This window comes from Streptomyces sp. NPDC088733 (assembly GCF_044751185.1).
Lineage (GTDB): Bacteria > Actinomycetota > Actinomycetes > Streptomycetales > Streptomycetaceae > Actinacidiphila.
In genome coordinates, this window is the sequence record NZ_JBIVLH010000003.1 from 45,331 (window position 1) to 62,921 (window position 17,591).

16 protein-coding genes are annotated in these 17,591 nt (G+C 71.5%); 5 read left to right on the plus strand and 11 right to left on the minus strand.

Annotated features, from left to right (window positions below):
- The first annotated feature begins 109 nt into the window (after positions 1 to 109).
- Entirely contained in the window at positions 110 to 880 is a 771-nt protein-coding gene (locus ACIP64_RS06280; RefSeq protein WP_401582479.1) for a DUF4097 family beta strand repeat-containing protein, read from the plus strand.
- 89 nt (positions 881 to 969) lie between these two features.
- Positions 970 to 2,214, plus strand: a complete 1,245-nt coding sequence (locus ACIP64_RS06285; protein WP_401582480.1) for a hypothetical protein — start codon at positions 970 to 972, stop codon at positions 2,212 to 2,214.
- Between the two features lie 589 nt (positions 2,215 to 2,803).
- Here the strand turns inward: ACIP64_RS06285 and ACIP64_RS06290 are convergent.
- Complete coding sequence (locus ACIP64_RS06290) at positions 2,804 to 3,013, minus strand: zinc ribbon domain-containing protein (protein WP_401582482.1); 210 nt, start codon at positions 3,011 to 3,013, stop codon at positions 2,804 to 2,806.
- Positions 3,014 to 3,053: 40 nt separating this feature from the next.
- Positions 3,054 to 3,713 (minus strand): O-methyltransferase, encoded by a 660-nt coding sequence (locus tag ACIP64_RS06295; RefSeq protein WP_401582483.1) that lies wholly within the window; start codon positions 3,711 to 3,713, stop codon positions 3,054 to 3,056.
- 23 nt (positions 3,714 to 3,736) lie between these two features.
- Between ACIP64_RS06295 and ACIP64_RS06300 the strand changes: the two genes are divergently transcribed.
- Positions 3,737 to 4,372: a nucleoside/nucleotide kinase family protein gene (locus ACIP64_RS06300; protein WP_401582485.1), complete on the plus strand. Its 636-nt coding sequence runs from the start codon at positions 3,737 to 3,739 to the stop codon at positions 4,370 to 4,372.
- A gap of 118 nt (positions 4,373 to 4,490) precedes the next feature.
- Here the strand turns inward: ACIP64_RS06300 and ACIP64_RS06305 are convergent, their stop codons facing one another.
- The 3 genes from ACIP64_RS06305 to ACIP64_RS06315 are packed head-to-tail and all read right to left on the minus strand — an operon-like array spanning position 4,491 to position 8,937.
- Positions 4,491 to 5,315: an HAD family hydrolase gene (locus tag ACIP64_RS06305; protein WP_360906544.1), complete on the minus strand. Its 825-nt coding sequence runs from the start codon at positions 5,313 to 5,315 to the stop codon at positions 4,491 to 4,493.
- The gene (locus ACIP64_RS06310) at positions 5,312 to 7,741 is read right to left on the minus strand and encodes a phosphoribosyltransferase (protein WP_401582487.1); all 2,430 of its coding nucleotides are present in this window, start codon (positions 7,739 to 7,741) and stop codon (positions 5,312 to 5,314) included. The genes ACIP64_RS06305 and ACIP64_RS06310 overlap by 4 nt, the downstream gene beginning before the upstream one ends.
- A gap of 29 nt (positions 7,742 to 7,770) precedes the next feature.
- The gene (locus ACIP64_RS06315; protein WP_401582488.1) at positions 7,771 to 8,937 is read right to left on the minus strand and encodes an HpcH/HpaI aldolase/citrate lyase family protein; all 1,167 of its coding nucleotides are present in this window, start codon (positions 8,935 to 8,937) and stop codon (positions 7,771 to 7,773) included.
- A gap of 215 nt (positions 8,938 to 9,152) precedes the next feature.
- Between ACIP64_RS06315 and ACIP64_RS06320 the strand changes: the two genes are divergently transcribed.
- Complete coding sequence (locus ACIP64_RS06320; RefSeq protein WP_401582489.1) at positions 9,153 to 10,085, plus strand: TerD family protein; 933 nt, start codon at positions 9,153 to 9,155, stop codon at positions 10,083 to 10,085.
- Between the two features lie 27 nt (positions 10,086 to 10,112).
- On the opposite strand, the gene ACIP64_RS06325 is transcribed toward ACIP64_RS06320, so the two are convergent.
- The 6 genes from ACIP64_RS06325 to ACIP64_RS06350 all read right to left on the minus strand — a co-directional run bounded on the left by ACIP64_RS06325 (position 10,113) and on the right by ACIP64_RS06350 (position 14,434).
- Positions 10,113 to 10,844, minus strand: a complete 732-nt coding sequence (locus ACIP64_RS06325) for a Tellurium resistance (RefSeq protein ID WP_401582491.1) — start codon at positions 10,842 to 10,844, stop codon at positions 10,113 to 10,115.
- Between the two features lie 85 nt (positions 10,845 to 10,929).
- Positions 10,930 to 12,078, minus strand: a complete 1,149-nt coding sequence (locus ACIP64_RS06330) for a DUF475 domain-containing protein (RefSeq protein WP_401582492.1) — start codon at positions 12,076 to 12,078, stop codon at positions 10,930 to 10,932.
- Between the two features lie 16 nt (positions 12,079 to 12,094).
- Positions 12,095 to 12,670 carry a TerD family protein gene (locus tag ACIP64_RS06335; RefSeq protein WP_401582494.1) on the minus strand — a complete coding sequence of 192 codons (576 nt, stop codon included), beginning with the start codon at positions 12,668 to 12,670 and terminating at the stop codon, positions 12,095 to 12,097.
- 67 nt (positions 12,671 to 12,737) lie between these two features.
- Entirely contained in the window at positions 12,738 to 13,313 is a 576-nt protein-coding gene (locus ACIP64_RS06340; protein ID WP_360906988.1) for a TerD family protein, read from the minus strand.
- 73 nt (positions 13,314 to 13,386) lie between these two features.
- Complete coding sequence (locus ACIP64_RS06345) at positions 13,387 to 13,845, minus strand: peroxiredoxin (RefSeq protein ID WP_401582496.1); 459 nt, start codon at positions 13,843 to 13,845, stop codon at positions 13,387 to 13,389.
- 148 nt (positions 13,846 to 13,993) lie between these two features.
- A complete protein-coding gene (locus ACIP64_RS06350; protein WP_319662596.1) occupies positions 13,994 to 14,434 on the minus strand; it encodes a DUF3052 domain-containing protein in 441 nt (146 codons plus the stop codon).
- A gap of 403 nt (positions 14,435 to 14,837) precedes the next feature.
- Between ACIP64_RS06350 and aceE the strand changes: the two genes are divergently transcribed.
- Entirely contained in the window at positions 14,838 to 17,579 is a 2,742-nt protein-coding gene (gene aceE, locus ACIP64_RS06355) for a pyruvate dehydrogenase (acetyl-transferring), homodimeric type (protein WP_401582497.1), read from the plus strand.
- The last annotated feature ends 12 nt before the right edge of the window (positions 17,580 to 17,591 follow it).

Consider the following 17,591-nt stretch of genomic DNA (forward strand, 5'->3'; position numbering starts at 1 on the left):
CGCCGCGAGCGCGGCCGTTGACCCCCGCTCCCGCGGGGGGTTTGCCCCACCCCGCAACCGGTGGGCGGCCTGATTCCGGCTCCGCCGCGCTCTCCGTACCGTCCTTGACATGACGAAACGCAACGGCACCCTCAGGACCCTGACCGCCGCCGCCGGTGCGGTGGCACTCGCCATGACGGCCTCCGCCTGTGCGGACGCCTCCGACGACACCCGCCCGGAACAGCACGACTTCGCGCTCTCCGGCAGCCGGCTGACCATCGACGCCGCGGACAGCGCGGTCGTGGTCAGGCCCGCGGACGTCAAGACCATCAAGGTCACCCGCTGGTTCGACGGCTGGTCCGTGCTCGGCGACACCCCGAAGGCCACCTGGTCGCTGGACGGCCACACCCTGAAGTTCCGGGTCGACTGCCACGGCTTCATGGACAACTGCTCCGCCCGGCACGAAGTGCTGGTGCCGCGCGGCGTGACCGTGACCGTGACCAACGGCGACGGCCGCGTCGAGGCCAGCGGCTTCAGCACCCCGCTCACCCTCACCACCAAGGACGGCTCGGTCCGGGTCCGGGACGTGACCGGTCCCCTGGAGCTGTCCACCGGTGACGGCCGCATCGAGGCGACCGGCCTGGCCTCCCGCCGGGTCACCGCGCACACCTCGGACGGCTCGCTGACCCTGGCGTTCGAGCAGGCCCCCGACAGCGTCGAGGCCACCAGCGGCGACGGCGCGGTGCGGGTGTCCCTGCCCAAGCAGGCCTACCGGGTCAGCGCGCGCTCCGGCGACGGACACGTCCGCGTCGCCGTACCGCGCGACGACAGCAGCCCCCGCACGGTCACCGTCCGCACCTCCGACGGATCGGTGAACGTCGTCGAGGCGCCCGCCGGCTGACGCAACCGACCGGCCCGTGTATTCGTCCCTGCCGGGTGGGAGACTGGAGCGGACAACCACCGGCGGCGGACTTGCGGGAGAGGGCGACTGTGACGACGGCACGCTCGTGGTGGCGGCGCGGGGACAATCTGCGCGCCGACGCCCAGGCCGCGAAGGACGCCGCCGCCCAGGCCTTCTACGAGCTCGACACGGCCCAGCGCGACCTCGTGATCTCCATAGAGACGGTCACCGCCGTGGACGACACCCCGGCCGCCCGCCGGGCCGTGGCGGACTTCCGGGCACTGGGCGAGCGCATCGACGAGGTCAGCGCCGGCTACATCGCCGCCGTCGACGCCTACGACCTGGACCACGACGAACTGGACGCCTCGACGGCGGCCCGCGCCCGCACCGAGCTGACCCGGGCCAAGGACGAGCTGACCCGGGCCAGAACGGACCTCGACACCTTCGCCCGGAACCTCACGCCGCTGCTGGAGAAGGCCGAGACCCAGCTCGCCCGCCTCGCCCCGGCGGTCGAGCGCGCCCGGCAGGCCCTGCTGGGCGCCTCCAACGCGCTGGACGCGGTACGCGCCTCCGGGCTGCGCGCGGACGACCTGGCCGCCCGGCTGGCCGCGCTCGGCCCGGAACTGACCAAGCTCAACCAGGGCGCGGGCCGGCACGGCGTCCAGGAGACCATCCGCCGCGCCGACGAGGTCCTCCGCACGGCGGAGGGCATCCGCGCCGAGGCCGAACGGCTCCCCGAGCGGGCCCGCGAGATCGACAAGCGCCTGGTGTCGCTGCGCACCCGTACGCAGGCGCTGGCCACCCGCACCGAGGGCGTCACACCGGTCCTCAGCGAGCTGCGGCGGCGGTTCTCCATGGCCTGCTGGGAGGACCTCCAGCAGGTCCCGCAGCGGGCCGCCGAGGCGGTCGGCCACGCCGAACAGAAACTCTCCGAGGCCACCAAGGCCCGCGAGGAGCAGCGCTGGCCGGACGCGACGGCCCTGCTGGCAACCGTCCGGGCGCAGCTCGACGACGCCGACGCGGCCGTCTCCGCCGCCGGGGACCGCCTGCGGCGGCTCAACGAGGTCAGCAAGGACCCGCAGGGCGAGATCGAACGCACCCGGTTCGCCCTCCGCGACGCCCAGCGCCTCGCCATGCAGGGGCGCACGACGCCGGAACCGCGGCACGCCCGCCCCCTCGACGACGCGGTGGCCCGCGTGGATCGGGCGGTCGCCGGGCTGGAGGGGCGGCACCCCGACTGGTGGCACTTCCTCCAGGAGATGGCCGCGGTGCGGGATGCGGCGGCGCGGGTCGTCGCGGCGATCCGCGAGGACCGCGCGGCGGGCCGTCCCTGAGGCCTCCGGCCTCGTGCCCCAGGTTCTTTCCCCTCCCTCCCGCCCGTGTGCCCTGTGAAGTCAGGGCGCCCCGACGCCAGTTGTTGGGGGGCCGGGTTCGGGGCCTCCGGGGCTGCCATTCTGGACAGCACATTTAGGTGCCTCAGGAACTCTCGGCTGCGCGCCCCGGGTTGTGCACCCAAATATGCTCCAGTGTCCAGAACGCCACCCCTACGACCCCGCCCCCTCCGTAGTTGCAAGCGCCTGATCCCCGGTGGTGGTCTGAAGCGGCACCGTGCTCGGGCACCCGTAGGCGCAGCGCCGGCAAGTGCGCAGCCGTCACCGCCAACAGACACCCCACCGGCCGTCAGTCGCCCCAACGACCCCGGGAGGGGGTGCGCCGGGGTCCGCCCGCAGGGGACGAGCGGAGACCGCGGTGCGCAGCATGTTGGCGTAGACCGCGAGCGCCGTGGGGGTCCCCCCGGCCGAAGGTTGGGGGAGGACTCCGGAGCGGCGCCGACCCCCACAACGCACGCAGCGCGGGGCCCGCACTTACCGCGCCGGGCACACGGGAGGGAGGGCGGGGAAAAAACCTGGACCCGGACGGCGGTCAGGCGCAGCAACCGCCGCCGCAGCAACCGCCTCCCGCGGACGGCGCGGCCGCAGCCGACGCCGTCCCCCCGACGGCGACAGCCGAAAGCAGCTTGACCGTGTCGTCGTGCCCGTCAGGGCACTCCGCCGGTGAGGAGGACTCGGCCATCGGCCGGTTCAGCTCGAAGGTGGTGCCGCAGGACCGGCAGCGGTATTCGTATCGGGGCATGAGCACAGGTTAGCCAGAGGACAGGGCCCAGCGCCCAGCGTCAGCGCTTGCGCGCCAGCGTCAGCCCGTCGGCGACCGTCAGAAGCAGCGCCTCGACGCGCAGGTCGGCCGCGACGTGGTCGTTGAACTCGCGGATGGCCGCGGCGGCGCCGCCCGCCGCGGGGTCGGCCACGCGGCCGTGGTACAGGGTGTTGTCGGCCGCGAGGACGCCGCCCGGCCGCATGCGGGGGACGAGTTCCTCCCAGTAGGCGACGTAGTTCTCCTTGTCGGCGTCCAGGTAGACAAGGTCGATGGCGGGTTCCTGGGGCAGTGCCCGGAGCGTGTCGAGGGCGGGTGCGATGCGCAGGTCGATGCGGTCCTCCACCTCCGCCTTGGCCCATGCCTCGCGGGCGACGGCGGTCCACTCCTCGGAGATGTCGCAGGCGAGCAGGCGTCCTCCGGCGGGCAGGGCCTGCGCCATGGAGAGGGCGGAGAAGCCGGTGAAGGTGCCGACCTCCACGACGTTGCGGGCGCCGAGCAGGCGGACCAGGAAGGCCAGCAGGGGGCCCTGCTCCTGGGCGGACTGCATGCCGGCCGCGCCGCCGAAGCGCTGGTGGGTGATCTCGACCAGCTCGCGCTGGACGGCGTCCAGGGGCGGGTTGTGGTCCAGTACGTAGGCGTAGAGCTCGGGGGTGAGCGGGGGATTCTTGGTCTCGTTCACGACTGCTCCTTAAGGTGGCGGGCATGTACGTGGATGACGCCGTCGCCTTGGTGCCCAGCATGCCAGGAAGGCGTGTGCTGCTGGGCGTTGCCGGAGCCCCCGCCGCGGGCAAGTCGACCCTGGCCAGGTCGCTGGTGGACGGGGTGAACGCGCGGCTCGGGGCGGACACGGCCGTGCACGTCCCGATGGACGGCTTCCACCTCTCCAACGTCCAGCTGGACCGGCTGGGGCTGCGCGGCCGCAAGGGCGCGCCGGAGACCTTCGACGTGGACGGCTACGTCCATCTGCTGCGTCGGCTGCGCGCGGCGCAGGGCCGCACGGTCTACGCGCCGGACTTCGACCGGGCGCTGGACGAGCCGGTGGCGGCGGGGATCGCGGTGCCGGCCGATGCCCGGCTGGTGGTGACCGAGGGGAACTACCTCGCCGACGACGGCCCCGGCTGGCACGAGGTGCGGGATCTGCTGGACGAGTTGTGGTTCCTGGAGACCGAACGGGCGGTGCGCGAGGAGCGGCTGCTCGTACGGCATGTGACGGGAGGTCGCACCGAGGACGAGGCACGCGCCTTCATCGAGGCCAGCGAACGCCCGAACGCGCTGCGCGTCGAGGCGACGCGCAGCGCGGCCACCCGCGTGCTGAGGCTCAGCGACGGGACACGCTGAGCAATCGACGTGCGGGGCCGTCCGGCCGGAGCCGGCGTCCGGCATGTGACGGGGGGCGCACCGAGGACGAGGCACGCGCCCTTCATCCAGGCCGGCGAACGGCCGCACGTGCTGCGGCTCAGCGACGGGACACGCTGAGCATCCGGCGCAGCATCTCCTCGCCCGCCGCCGCGCCGGCGAGGGTGAGCGCGTCGATGTGCGGGGCGGTCCAGCCGGAGTCGGCGAGTTCGCCGTGGCCCGGGCGCCAGCCGGTGTGCGCGGCGAGCAGCAGGTCGGCGTCGAGGAGGGAGTCGCCGGCGGCCAGGACGTGCTCGGCGCCGGTGCGGCGGACGACCTCGGCCAGGGCGGCGGACTTGGTGAGCGGGCGGGGCACGGCGTAGATCTTGCGGCCCTGGAGCGACACCGTCCAGCCCCGCTCCTCGGCCCACTCGGCGAATTCCTTCACCCAGTTCTCGGGCAGCAGGGAGCGCTCGACGACGAGGTAGACGAACAGGTCCTCGGCCACCCGCTCCTTGCGCAGCCAGGACTCGTCGCCGGTGCGCGCCAGGTGCGCCCGCACCTCGTCCAGGGGCGCGCAGCCCTCGGCGAGGCGGCGGCGCATCTCGGCGTTCCAGTCGTGGTCGGTGTGGCCCTTGACGAGGATGTGCCCGCCGTTGGCGCAGATCGCGTAACGCGGCACGGGGCCGGGCAGGTTGATCCGCCGGTACTGCTTGCGGGTGCGCGTGGTCGCGGGGACGAACTCGGCGACCGCGGCCAGCTTCTGGAGCAGGGCGGCGGCGGTCTCGGTCATGAAGGACAGCGGCCGTCCCTCGTGGACCTCCACGCACAGCAGGCGGGGCGCGTCCTCGTCGGGCACGGTCAGCGCGAGCGCCGACGGGGAGTAGACGAGGGTGCGGTCGAGGTCGCTCGCGACGAGCGTGCGCTGGTCCGGACGCTGCTTCACTGGGCCGTCACGGCCTTTCCGTTGGTACCGGTCGCGCCCCGGGTGAAGCGCGGGTGGATCAGCCCGACGCACGAGTACGGCAGGTCGTCCACCTCCTCCACCGGGACGCCCCGCTGCTCGGCGAGCAGCCGGATGTGGGCCAGGTCTGCGCCTGCCCCGCGGCGGGCGAGCACCCGCCAGGGCACGCGGCGCAGCAGGACCCGGGTGGTCTCGCCGACGCCGGGCTTGACCAGGTTGACGTCCCCGATGCCGTACTCCTCGCTGATCCGCTCGACGGCCTTCCAGCCCTCCCAGGTGGGGGCGCGGTCGGCGGCCTGGAGTTCCTTGAGGTCGCGGGCGACGTCCTCGGCCACGTCGCCGAAGCGGGCGGCGACCGTGTCGAGGAAGAGGGTGGAGACGTCCGACCCGGCCAGTTCGCGGTAGAACTTCGCGCCGTGGAAGTCGTCCGGGCCGATCAGGTCGGAGCGCAGCACGGTGCGGGAGATCAGGCCGGAGACGGTGGAGTTGAGGCATGCGGACGGGATGAGGAAGTCGTCCCGGGTGCCGTAGGTGCGCACGCAGGAGCCGGGGTCGGCGAGCACCGCGATCTCCGGGTCGAAGTCCCCGAAGGGGGCGACGGCCTCGGCCAGTTCGCGGGTGATCGCGCCCTTGCCGGTCCAGCCGTCCACGAAGACCACCCGTGCCGGGTCGTGGTGCTCGGCCAGCCAGCGCAGCGCGGTGGTGTCGATCCCGCGGCCGCGCACGATGGAGACCGCGTAGTGCGGCAGGTCCAGGCCGTGGGCGTGCCGGGCCCAGCGGCGCATCAGCACGCCGACGGGCGTGCCCGCGCGGGCCAGCGACACCAGTACCGCGTCCGGGCCGCGCTCGGCGAGCACCAGGTCGGTGACGGCGCCGACGGCGCGGGCGATCCGGCCCGCGGACTGCTCCAGGGCGTCCCGGAACAGCTCCTGGTACTCCGCGCTCGGCTGGTACTCCTCGGGCAGCGACTCCGCGTAGTGCGCGCCGCCGCTCTGGATGGCCTCCTCGCGCTCCTCGGTCGGGGCCTCCAGCTCCACGTCCGACAGGTCCTTGAGCAGCCAGCCGACCTCCTCGGGGGCGTACGAGGAGAACGCGGGGCCGCGCAGCGGCTCCGGGAGCCCCGGGGAGGTGCGGGGTTCGTAACTGGGGACCACGGCGAGCAGCAGCCTTTCTGTGTGTTCCGCGAGCCGGGCGAGCAGCCCGTCCGGGGCGTGCAGCGCGGGGGTGTCCGCCGCGCTGTCCACGACCGCGACGATCGTGTCGAAGCCGGCGCCGGCGACGTTGTACGCGTAGCGCTCGCCGGGGCCGTCGGCGGGCGCGTCGTGGTCGGGGAAGACGATCCGGGTGCGGATCGCGTACCCGGGGTCGTCGACGGCGAGCACGGGCGAGCGGGTGGTGGTGGAGAAGCGGACCTCCGCGTGCGGCAGCGCCTCCTGGAGGGCCAGGGCGAGGCGCAGCGGGGCGTACATCAGCTCCTCGTTGCCCAGCACCAGGACGCGCCGGCTGCCTGCCGTATCTCCGGCCAGTGAGGCCGCCATCGCCGGGAGGGCGGCCTCCAGGCGGGCGCGGTGGGCGGGGGTGAAGCCGTGCCGGCCGCCGTCGGGCACGCCGGCAGGCCAGTCCAGGGGCACGCGCTCCGGCCGCGGGCGGGCGCGGTCGGGTGCCGGGTGGGCGGGGGCGGCCTCGGCGGCGGCGACGTGACTGTCCTGCTCGGCGACCAGGGCCCGGCCCCGCTCCAGCACGTCCTCGGGGAGGTCGACGCCGCCGGTGGCGAGGGCGATCAGGTCGACGGCGGCGCCCAGTTCCGCGGCGACGGCGGTGAGCCGTTCGCGGTCGGCGGGCGAGCGCATGTCGACCAGCGCCACCACCACGTACCGGTCCCGCGGGTAGCGGGTGTGCAGCGCGCGGACGGTGTTGAGCACGGTGCGCCCGGTGGAGAACTCGTCGTCGACGAGGACCAGCGGCCCGTCCCCCGCCAGCAGCGCGGGGTCCTCGGGCAGCAGGAGGTGGGAGGTGGCGTGGCTGTGCTCCTCCTCGAAGCCCCCGACCGGGGTCGTGCCGGGCACCGGGCGCCGGGTGGAGTGCAGGTAGGGGGCGGTGCCGAGGCCGTCGGCGACGGCGTGGCCGAGGCCGGTCGCGGTCTCCGCGTAGCCGAGGACGACCGCGCGCGCCGCGCCGTCCGCCCCGAGCAGGTCGCGCACGCGCACGCCGAGCCCGTGCCCGGCCGCGTAGACGGCCTCGGGCCGCTGCGGGACGTGCTTGCCCAGCACGTTGGAGACGAGCAGGTGCGCGCGCTTGGGGTTGCGGCGCAGGGCGAGGCCCAGCAGACCGCTCAGGCCCTCGCCGCGCAGGGCGATGCCGAGGCGGTCGGCGACCCACTGCCCGGACCAGACGGGTTCTGCTGCCATGGGGAGGGACCTTTCCCGGTGGGTGCCGGTCATGACGGCACGCACGCGGCGAGGAGTTCCACGAAGTTGGTCTCCGCCCGCGCCACGCCGAAGACCTCGGCACGCCGCACGGTGCGCTCGGCCCAGGCGCGGTGCGGCTTCACCTCGTTCATCTTGTTGGTGTAGGCCGACCGCAGGACGCCACCGCCGCTGCGGTCCTCGTGGAGGATGTCCACGGCGTCGGTCCACTCCTCGTGGGAGACGACGTTCAGCGCGTGCACGGGCTGCACGTGCGAGGGGTGGATGCAGGTCTTGCCCTGGAGCCCGTTGGTGCGGTCGAGCTCGATCTCGCGGAGCAGGCCGTCCATGTCGCGCTGGATGAGGGCGTCGCGCAGGTCGACGGCCTCGGGCACGAAGGGGCTCTGCCGCAGCAGCGGCTTGAACATGCGCTCGGAGTGCCGGAAGTACTCCCACACCGGGCCGGTGATCGTGAAGCCGGTCCCGTCGGCACGGCCGAAGACGTTGACGACGTCGGCGATGACGGAGGCCACGATGCGGACGTCGTAGGCGGTCATGTCGGGCGAGCGGCGCAGCCCGTAGGCGGAGCAGAAGTCGGTGACGCCCAGGCGGAGCGCGAGGACCCGCTCGCGGTACTTGTCGACGGTCCGCGCTATCCCGGTCAGCGTCTCGGTACGCGTCTCCAGGTGCAGCAGCTGCGGCGACTCCAGCACCGGCATCGCGAACAGGCGGCGGCCGCACATGCCCTCGGCGACGGCGAGCGCCTCCAGGAAGGGGACGCCGGACTCCTCGGTGAACTTGGGGAGCACGAACCCGGACAGCAGGCCCGCGGTGTCGCCGAGGCGGCGCACCAGGTCGGTGATCTGCTCCGGGGTGCGGACGCGGATGAACAGCAGCGGCGGGTCGGCGTCCCCGATGCGGGCGGCCAGCGCCCCGAACTGGAGGACCAGGTTCTCCTCACCGGCGGCGACCTCGCGGTCGTCTATCGAGTCCTCCAGGCACAGGACCATGGAGACGACGCCGCGGGCAGCCTGTTTGAGGACGTCCTCGGCCAGGCTGGTGCGGGTGGCAGGGCTGTAGAGGGTGGCTCCCAGGGCGACGGCGAGCGTGGCGGCCGGCGAATCGGCCGTGAACTCGCCTGGCTCGCGGTGGAACAGTTCGTTCCGCACGTCCGGCGCGAGGTGCGCGAAGTGGCGCATGCGTTCCCCCGTGGCAGGTGATGGATGGTGAGGCGGGAAGCGTCCCCCGACGCCGTGGCCGATTATCGTACGTGTGAGGTCACCGGGGTCGTTCCCGTCGCGTATGAAAATCAGGTAACCCCCTCGGGTCTGCGGGATGTCGGCCGGTCCGCCGATGGTGGCGCTCCCCCGCCCCGCGTTGTGGGCGCGGCCCCCGGGAGGGCAGGATGACGGGCATGACGCAGGCGATGGTGAAGGGCTCGAACATCCCCGTACCGGCTTCGGGCGTACGGGCGGTACTGCGCTGGAGCCCGGGCGCGGGGGTACCGGACGTCGACGCGTCGGCGCTGCTGGTCGGGGCGGACGGGCGGGTGCGCTCGGACGAGGACTTCGTCTTCTACAACCAGCCCCGGCACCCGGCGGGCGTCGCGCGGCACCTGCCCAAGCGCAGCGAACCGGCCGGGCTGACCGACGCGGTCGAGGTGGACCTGTCCGCCCTGGACCCGAGCGTGGACCGCGTGGTGATCGCGGCCTCCTCCGACGGCGGTCCCTTCGCGCTCGTCTCCGACCTGCGGGTGCTGCTGTACGACGCCGCCGCGGCAGCCGGTTCCGAGGCCGAGCCGCTGGCGTTCTTCGAGGTCGTCCCGGACACCGGCGACGAGTCGGCGCTGATCTGCGGGGAGCTGTACCGGCGCTCCGGCAGCTGGAAGTTCCGCGCGCTCGGGCAGGGGTACGTGTCCGGCCTGGAGGGCCTGGCGACCGAGTTCGGGATCTCCGTGGACGAGGGCGACCTCGTCGAGGTCCCGGCGCAGCAGGCGAGCCCCGACGCCGAGGCCAACGCGCTGCCGCCGCAGCCGGTGCCGCCCACGGTCCGCATGACGGCCGAGCCCGAGGCATACACCCTGCAGGCCCCGGCCCCTTCGACGCAGGCCGTGCAGGCCACCCAGGCCGCCGAGCCCGCGTACGGCTACCCGCAGCAGCCCCCGACCGTGCCGGCCCCCGCCTACGGCTACCCGCAGGAGCCGACGGCGCCGGTCCCGGCGTACGGCTACCCGCCGCAGCAGCCGGCCGCCACCGCGGCCGCGCCCGGCCCCGCCTACGGATATCCCCATCCGCAGCAGCCCGTCACGCTGCCCCCGCAGGGGCCGCAGTTCCAGGAGCGCCGCTGAGCGCGGCCGCGGGCGGGGCCTGCGGCGTCAGACCTTGCTCTTGAAGCCGCGGCCCCACTGCAGCCCCCAGCCGTACAGCCGGTCGAGTTCGGCCTGGAAGCCGTAGACGTACTTGACCTCGCGGCGCACGGTCAGGTCGCCCTTCTTGTTCTCGATGAGCACGACCGCGCAGGACCGGGCCTGCGGCTCGCGCTCGTTGAGCGGGATCTCGATGCGCGGCCCGGAGCTGGGGAAGATCTCCACCTTGGCGTGGGTGCGGTCGAAGGCCGGCGTGCCGTCGTAGATGTAGACGAAGACGAGCAGGCGCTTGAGTTCGTCGCGCTTGTCGAGGTTGATGTAGAGCGTCTCGCCCGAGGAGCCGCCGAAGCGGTCGTCCCCGCTCATCTGGATGTACGGCGGGGCGTCCAGGTCGCCGAGGAAGTTGCCGAGCGGCTGGACGACGCCCTTGGTGCCGTCGGCGAGTTCGTACATGCAGGCCAGATCGAGGTCGACGTTGACCATGGCGGGGCCGGCCGCCTGCACCGGCTCGGGCTTGAACAGGTGCATCTGGCGGCTCAGCCAGGAGCCGCCGCGCTGGTTCCAGCCCCCGGTGTCGGAGGTGCGCATCTGCCAGGACAGGTTGATCCGCAGATTGCCGACGGCCGCGCCCTGCTTGGTGAGCGAGACGACCTGATGGCGCCGGGTGAGCTCGATGGTGTGCACGTTCGCGAGGTCGAACTGCACGTTGAAGCCGCTGCTGGGCCGCAGAAATTTCCACATATGGGCTCCGCCCCTCCCCTGACGTGCCGCCGCCCTCCGCCCGGCGGGCGGAGGGCGGCGGCACGGTCCGGTCGTGCGCCGGGGGTCAGACCCCGCTCGTCACTTCCGTCTTGTCGTTGTCGTCCCGCTGCTCGGAGCTTTCCCCGAGGCGGCGGTTTCGCACCACCGACGACCAGTAGGAGGCGCCGATCAGGACGACACCGACGAGGCCGGTGATGACCTCGTTGATCTCGTACTTGATGGTGACCAGGAGGATGACGGCCAGGGCGCCGATGGCGTAGTGCGCCCCGTGCTCCAGGTAGACGTAGTCGTCCAGGGTGCCCTTGCGGACCAGGTACACGGTGAGCGACCGGATGTACATCGCACCGATGCCGAGACCGAGCGCGATGATGAAGATGTCGTTGGAGATGGCGAACGCGCCGATGACGCCGTCGAAGGAGAACGAGGCGTCGATGACCTCGAGGTAGAGGAAGAGGAAGAAGGCCGCCTTGCCGGCCAGGCCCACGGCGCTGGAGCCGCTGCCGCTCGGCTTGCCGCCGCCGGCCACCTCCTCCAGCTCCTCGTCGGCCTCGTCGGCCTCCTCGTCGAGGCGGTCCTCGAAGTAGCTGGAGATGCCGCCGACAACGAGGTAGGTGATCAGACCGCCGACGCCGGCGAGCAGCACCGTGGAGGTCTTGTCGCCGCCGCCGTGGGCCACCGCGGTGGCCACGGTGGTGGCGGTGACCAGCAGCACGACCAGGGCGACGACCACCGAGAGCATGTCCAGCTTGCCGAGCTTGGACAGCGGGCGCTCCAGCCAGGACAGCCAGGTGTGCTCACGGCTCTCGAAGATGAAGTCCAGGAAAATCATCAGCAGGAACATTCCGCCGAACGCGGCGATCGCCGGGTGGGCGGAGGTCACCAGGTGTTCGTACTGGTCCTTGTTGTTGATCGCCAGATCGATCGCGTCGATCGGTCCGATCTTGGCCGTGATCGACACGATGATGATCGGGAAGACCAGGCGCATGCCGAAGACGGCGATCAGAATGCCGATCGTCAGGAAGATGCGCTGCCAGAAGGCATTCATCTTCCGGAGGATCCCGGCATTGATCACCGCGTTGTCGAACGAGAGCGAGATCTCCAGGACAGAGAGGATCGCGACGAGTGCGAGACCTTCCGCACCCCACAGGAAGCCGGCGAGGGCCAAGCCGATGGCAGTGACGCCGAGCGACCAGCCGAATGTACGGAGGAGCACTGGATATCCAATCCCTTTACGAAACGTTGACCCCGAAGTCTAGGGCGATACCCCGCAGCCCTGACGCGTACCCCTGGCCAACGGCCCGGAACTTCCATTCGCCGCCGTAGCGGTACAGCTCGCCGAAGATCATTGCGGTCTCGCTGGACGCGTCCTCGGACAGGTCGTACCGGGCCAGTTCGCTCTGGTCGAGCTGGTTGACCACTCGGATGTAGGCGTTGCTGACCTGGCCGAAAGTCTGGCCGCGGAGGTCCGCCTCGTAGATGGAGACCGGAAAGACGATCTTGTCGACCCGCTCCGGGACCGCCACGAGATCGACGATCAGGATCTCGTCGTCACCGTCGCCGTCGCCGGTGAGGTTGTCCCCGGTGTGCTCGACCGAGCCCTCAGGGCTCTTGAGATTGTTGTAGAAGACGAAGTACTCGTCGCCGAGGACCCGCCCCGAGGCGCACAGCAGGGCGCTCGCGTCCAGGTCGAAGGGCGCTCCGGTGGTGGAGCGCGCGTCCCAGCCCAGCCCGATCATCACCTGTGTGAGATTCGGTGCGGCCTTGGTGAGGGAGACATTGCCTCCCTTGGCGAGCGTCACGCCCATACTGTTCTCCTCCCCCAGCCGGGGTGCGCGGCCCGCCCCGGGCGGACGGACCGCACGACCCTGGACATCAGACGTTGACGCCGAAGTCCTGCGCGATGCCGCGCAGGCCGGAGGCGTATCCCTGGCCGATGGCCCGGAACTTCCACTCCGCACCGTGCCGGTACAGCTCGCCGAAGACCATGGCGGTCTCGGTGGAGGCGTCCTCGGTGAGGTCGTAGCGGGCCAGTTCGTTGTTGTCGGCCTGGTTCACGACGCGGATGAACGCGTTGCGGACCTGGCCGAAGGACTGCTGACGGGTCTCGGCCTCGTAGATCGACACCGGGAAGACGATCTTGGAGACCTCGGCCGGGACGGCCGCCAGGTTCACCTTGATCTGCTCGTCGTCGCCCTCGCCCTCACCGGTGATGTTGTCACCGGTGTGCTCCACGGAGCCGTCGGGGCTCTTGAGGTTGTTGAAGAAGACGAAGTGCTGGTCGGAGAGGACCTTGCCCTCGGTGCCCGTGAGCAGGGCACTGGCGTCCAGGTCGAAACCCGCGCCCGTGGTGGTGCGGGCGTCCCAGCCGAGGCCGACGACGACGGCCGTGAGGTTGGGGGCCTCCTTCGTCAGCGAAACGTTGCCACCCTTGCTGAGGCTGACTCCCACGAGTCCTCCCATGTCGTCGCGTGTCGCTCGTAACAGGATCAACGCCCTGAGGGTAGTACCCGGTTCCCTCCGGCTACAGGGCTTCGAGCGCCTTGACGTACTCGTTCAGGTCACGCGCGTCCGGCAGGCCGTTGACGACCGTCCAGCGGATCACGCCCTCCTTGTCGATGACGAAGGTGCCGCGCACCGCGCAGCCCTTGTCCTCGGCGAAGACGCCGTAGGCGCGGGAGACCTCGCCGTGCGGCCAGAAGTCGGACAGCAGCGGGTAGTCCAGGCCCTCCTGGTCGGAGAAGACGCGCTGGGTGTGCATGGAGTCGCATGAGACCGCCAGCAGCTGCACGTCGTCGTTCTGGAACGCCGGGAGCGCGTCGCGCAGCGCGCAGAGCTCGTCGGTGCAGACGCCGGTGAAGGCGAAGGGGAAGAACAGCAGCACGACGTTCCTGGCGCCGCGGAAGTCCGAGAGCCGGACGGTCCGGCCGTGCTGGTCCCTCAGCTCGAAGTCGGGGGCCTGCTCTCCTGCGCCGAGCGCCATACGGGACACACCTTTCCGGTGACGGGGCGGCGCCGGGACCCTCGCGGCCCGGCCGGCCGGCCGTCCAGTCAACCACTGCCCGCCGGACCCCATGCAAGACGCCCCCGCGGCATGCTGCCGCGGGGGCCCAGGGTCCGTCCTGAACGCCTCAGCGCTTGGCGGCCTTCGCCGACTTCGGAGTCACGAGCCGGCTGGCGGTCCAGTCCTTGGAGACGTTGACACTGCTGGTCTGAGCAAGGCCGGCGGTCTGCGCGGCCTCTCCGATGTCACTCGGCTCGACGTGCCCGTCACGGCCGGTCTTCGGGGTCATGAGCCAGATCTGGGCGCCGTCGTCGACGGCGGACGTGGCATCGACCAGGGCGTCGGTCAGGTCGCCGTCATCGTCGCGGAACCACAGGACGACACCGTCGGCGACGTCGTCGTAGTCCTCGTCCGCGAGCTCTTCGCCCGTGATCTCCTCGATACCCTCACGGAGCTCCTGATCGACGTCGTCGTCGTAGCCGAGCTCCTGGACCACCTGTCCGGGCTCGAAACCAAGCCGGCTTGCCGGGTTGGTCCGCTCCTCCGCGTGGCCCGCGGTCGCGCTCACGCTCTGCCTCCTGTCATGGGGGTTGTCTTCCCGCTCCTGTGCGGGGTTATGGGCGGTAGTCCACACGGGCGCGGCGGATCGCGCAAGTACCCGGCCGCCCATCCCGCCCAAACGTTGACGTGTCACCGCAACCCGAACTGCGAAGGGTGACGTGGCTCACTCCACTATGCCAGCATTTCTCCCGAATCGGAGTCGCGGTCGGTCGTACGTCCGAGTGGGCGTACAGTTGCGATTTGGTCGCTCGGCCACCGGAAGCCACACAGGAGCCCCGCCAGGGGCCTTGCAGGTGGGTCTGTGGCGCTACGTTACGGTTACCGCTCAGTAGAGATGACGTATCCCGAACGCGCGGTACACGATGGAGGCGGCGTGACCCCGTAGCACTATCTATCAGCGAAGGATTAGCGTGGCTTCCGGATCAGATCGCAACCCGATCATCATTGGCGGCCTTCCCAGCCAGGTCCCGGATTTCGATCCCGAGGAGACGGCGGAATGGCTCGACTCGCTTGACGCCGCTATCGACGAGCGCGGACGCGAGCGCGCCCGCTACCTGATGCTCCGGCTGATCGAGCGCGCGCGCGAGCGGCGCGTGGCCGTGCCCGAGATGCGCAGCTCGGACTACGTCAACACCATCGCGACCAAGGACGAGCCGTTCTTCCCCGGCAACGAGGAGATCGAGCGCCGCATCCTGAACGCGACCCGCTGGAACGCGGCGGTCATGGTGTCCCGTGCGCAGCGTCCCGGCATCGGCGTCGGCGGCCACATCGCCACCTTCGCTTCCTCGGCCTCCCTCTACGACGTGGGCTTCAACCACTTCTTCCGGGGCAAGGACGACGGCAAGGGCGGGGACCAGATCTTCTTCCAGGGACACGCCTCCCCGGGTGTGTACGCCCGCGCCTTCATGCTGGACCGGCTCTCCGCCACTCAGCTCGACGCGTTCCGCCAGGAGAAGTCCAAGGCGCCCTACGGCCTGTCCAGCTACCCGCACCCGCGGCTCATGCCGGACTTCTGGGAGTTCCCGACCGTGTCCATGGGCCTCGGCCCGCTGGGCGCGATCTACCAGGCCCGGATGAACCGCTACATGCAGGCGCGCGGCATCGCCGACACCGAGCAGTCGCACGTGTGGGCCTTCCTCGGCGACGGCGAGATGGACGAGCCGGAGTCGCTCGGCCAGCTGTCCCTGGCCGCCCGCGAGGGCCTGGACAACCTCACCTTCGTCGTCAACTGCAACCTCCAGCGGCTCGACGGCCCGGTGCGCGGCAACGGCAAGATCATCCAGGAGCTGGAGTCGCAGTTCCGCGGCGCCGGCTGGAACGTCATCAAGCTGATCTGGGACCGCACCTGGGACCCGCTGCTGGCCCAGGACCGCGACGGCGTGCTGGTGAACAAGCTCAACACCACGCCCGACGGCCAGTTCCAGACGTACGCCACCGAGACCGGCGCGTACATCCGCGAGCACTTCTTCGGCGACGACCAGCGCCTGCGCGCGATGGTCGAGGGCCTCACCGACGACCAGGTGCTGCACCTCGGCCGCGGCGGCCACGACCACCGCAAGATCTACGCGGCGTACAAGGCGGCCCGCGAGCACAAGGGCCAGCCGACCGTGATCCTGGCCCAGACCGTCAAGGGCTGGACCCTCGGCCCGAACTTCGAGGGCCGCAACGCGACGCACCAGATGAAGAAGCTGACGGTCGACGACCTCAAGCGCTTCCGCGACCGGCTGCACCTGCCGATTGCCGACAAGGAGCTGGAGTCCGGCGCCCCGCCGTACTACCACCCCGGCCGGAACTCGGAGGAGATCCAGTACATGCACGACCGCCGCAAGGGCCTGGGCGGTTACGTCCCGACCCGCGTCGTGCGTGCCAAGCCCCTTGCGCTGCCGGACGACAAGGCGTACGCGGCGACCCGCAAGGGCTCCGGCCAGCAGACGATCGCCACCACCATGGCGTTCGTCCGGCTGCTGAAGGACCTCATGCGGGACAAGGAGATCGGCAAGCGCTTCGTGCCGATCGCCCCCGACGAGTACCGCACCTTCGGCATGGACTCGCTCTTCCCGTCGGCCAAGATCTACAACCCGCTGGGCCAGACGTACGAGTCGGTCGACCGCGAGCTGCTGCTGGCCTACAAGGAGTCCCCGACCGGCCAGATGCTGCACGACGGCATCTCCGAGGCGGGCTGCACCGCCTCGCTGATCGCCGCGGGCTCGGCCTACGCCACGCACGGCGAGCCGCTGATCCCGGTCTACGTCTTCTACTCGATGTTCGGCTTCCAGCGCACGGGCGACCAGTTCTGGCAGATGGCCGACCAGCTGGCGCGCGGCTTCGTGCTCGGCGCCACCGCGGGCCGCACCACGCTGACCGGTGAGGGCCTGCAGCACGCCGACGGCCACTCGCACCTGCTCGCCTCCACGAACCCGGCCGTGGTCGCCTACGACCCGGCGTACGGCTTCGAGATGGCGCACATCGTGCGGGACGGTCTGCGCCGCATGTACGGCGGGACGCCCGAGGCGAACGAGGACATCTTCTACTACCTCACCGTCTACAACGAGCCGATCGTGCAGCCGGCCGAGCCGGCGGGCGTCGACGTCGACGGCATCCTCAAGGGCCTGTACAAGTACAAGGCCGGCGAGGCGGGCGCGGTCCCGGCGCAGATCCTGGCGTCCGGTGTCGCGGTGCCGTGGGCCCTCGAGGCGCAGCGCATCCTCGCCGAGGAGTGGAACGTGCGGGCCGACGTCTGGTCCGCGACCTCCTGGAACGAGCTGCGTCGCGACGCGGTCGAGGCCGAGGAGCACAACCTGCTCCACCCGGAGGAGGAGCAGCGCGTCCCGTACGTGACGCGGAAGCTCTCCGGCTCCGAGGGCCCGTTCGTGGCCGTCTCCGACTGGATGCGGGCCGTTCCGGACCAGATCGCGCGCTGGGTGCCCGGCACCTGGCAGTCGCTGGGCGCGGACGGCTTCGGCTTCGCGGACACCCGCGGCGCGGCGCGGCGCTTCTTCCACATCGACGCGCAGTCGGTGGTCCTCGGCGTGCTCACCGAGCTCGCCAAGGAGGGGAAGATCGACCGCTCGGTGCTGAAGCAGGCGATCGACCGCTACCAGCTGCTCGACGTGGCCGCCGCCGACCCCGGCGCGGCCGGCGGCGACGCCTGACGGTCCCCGCTC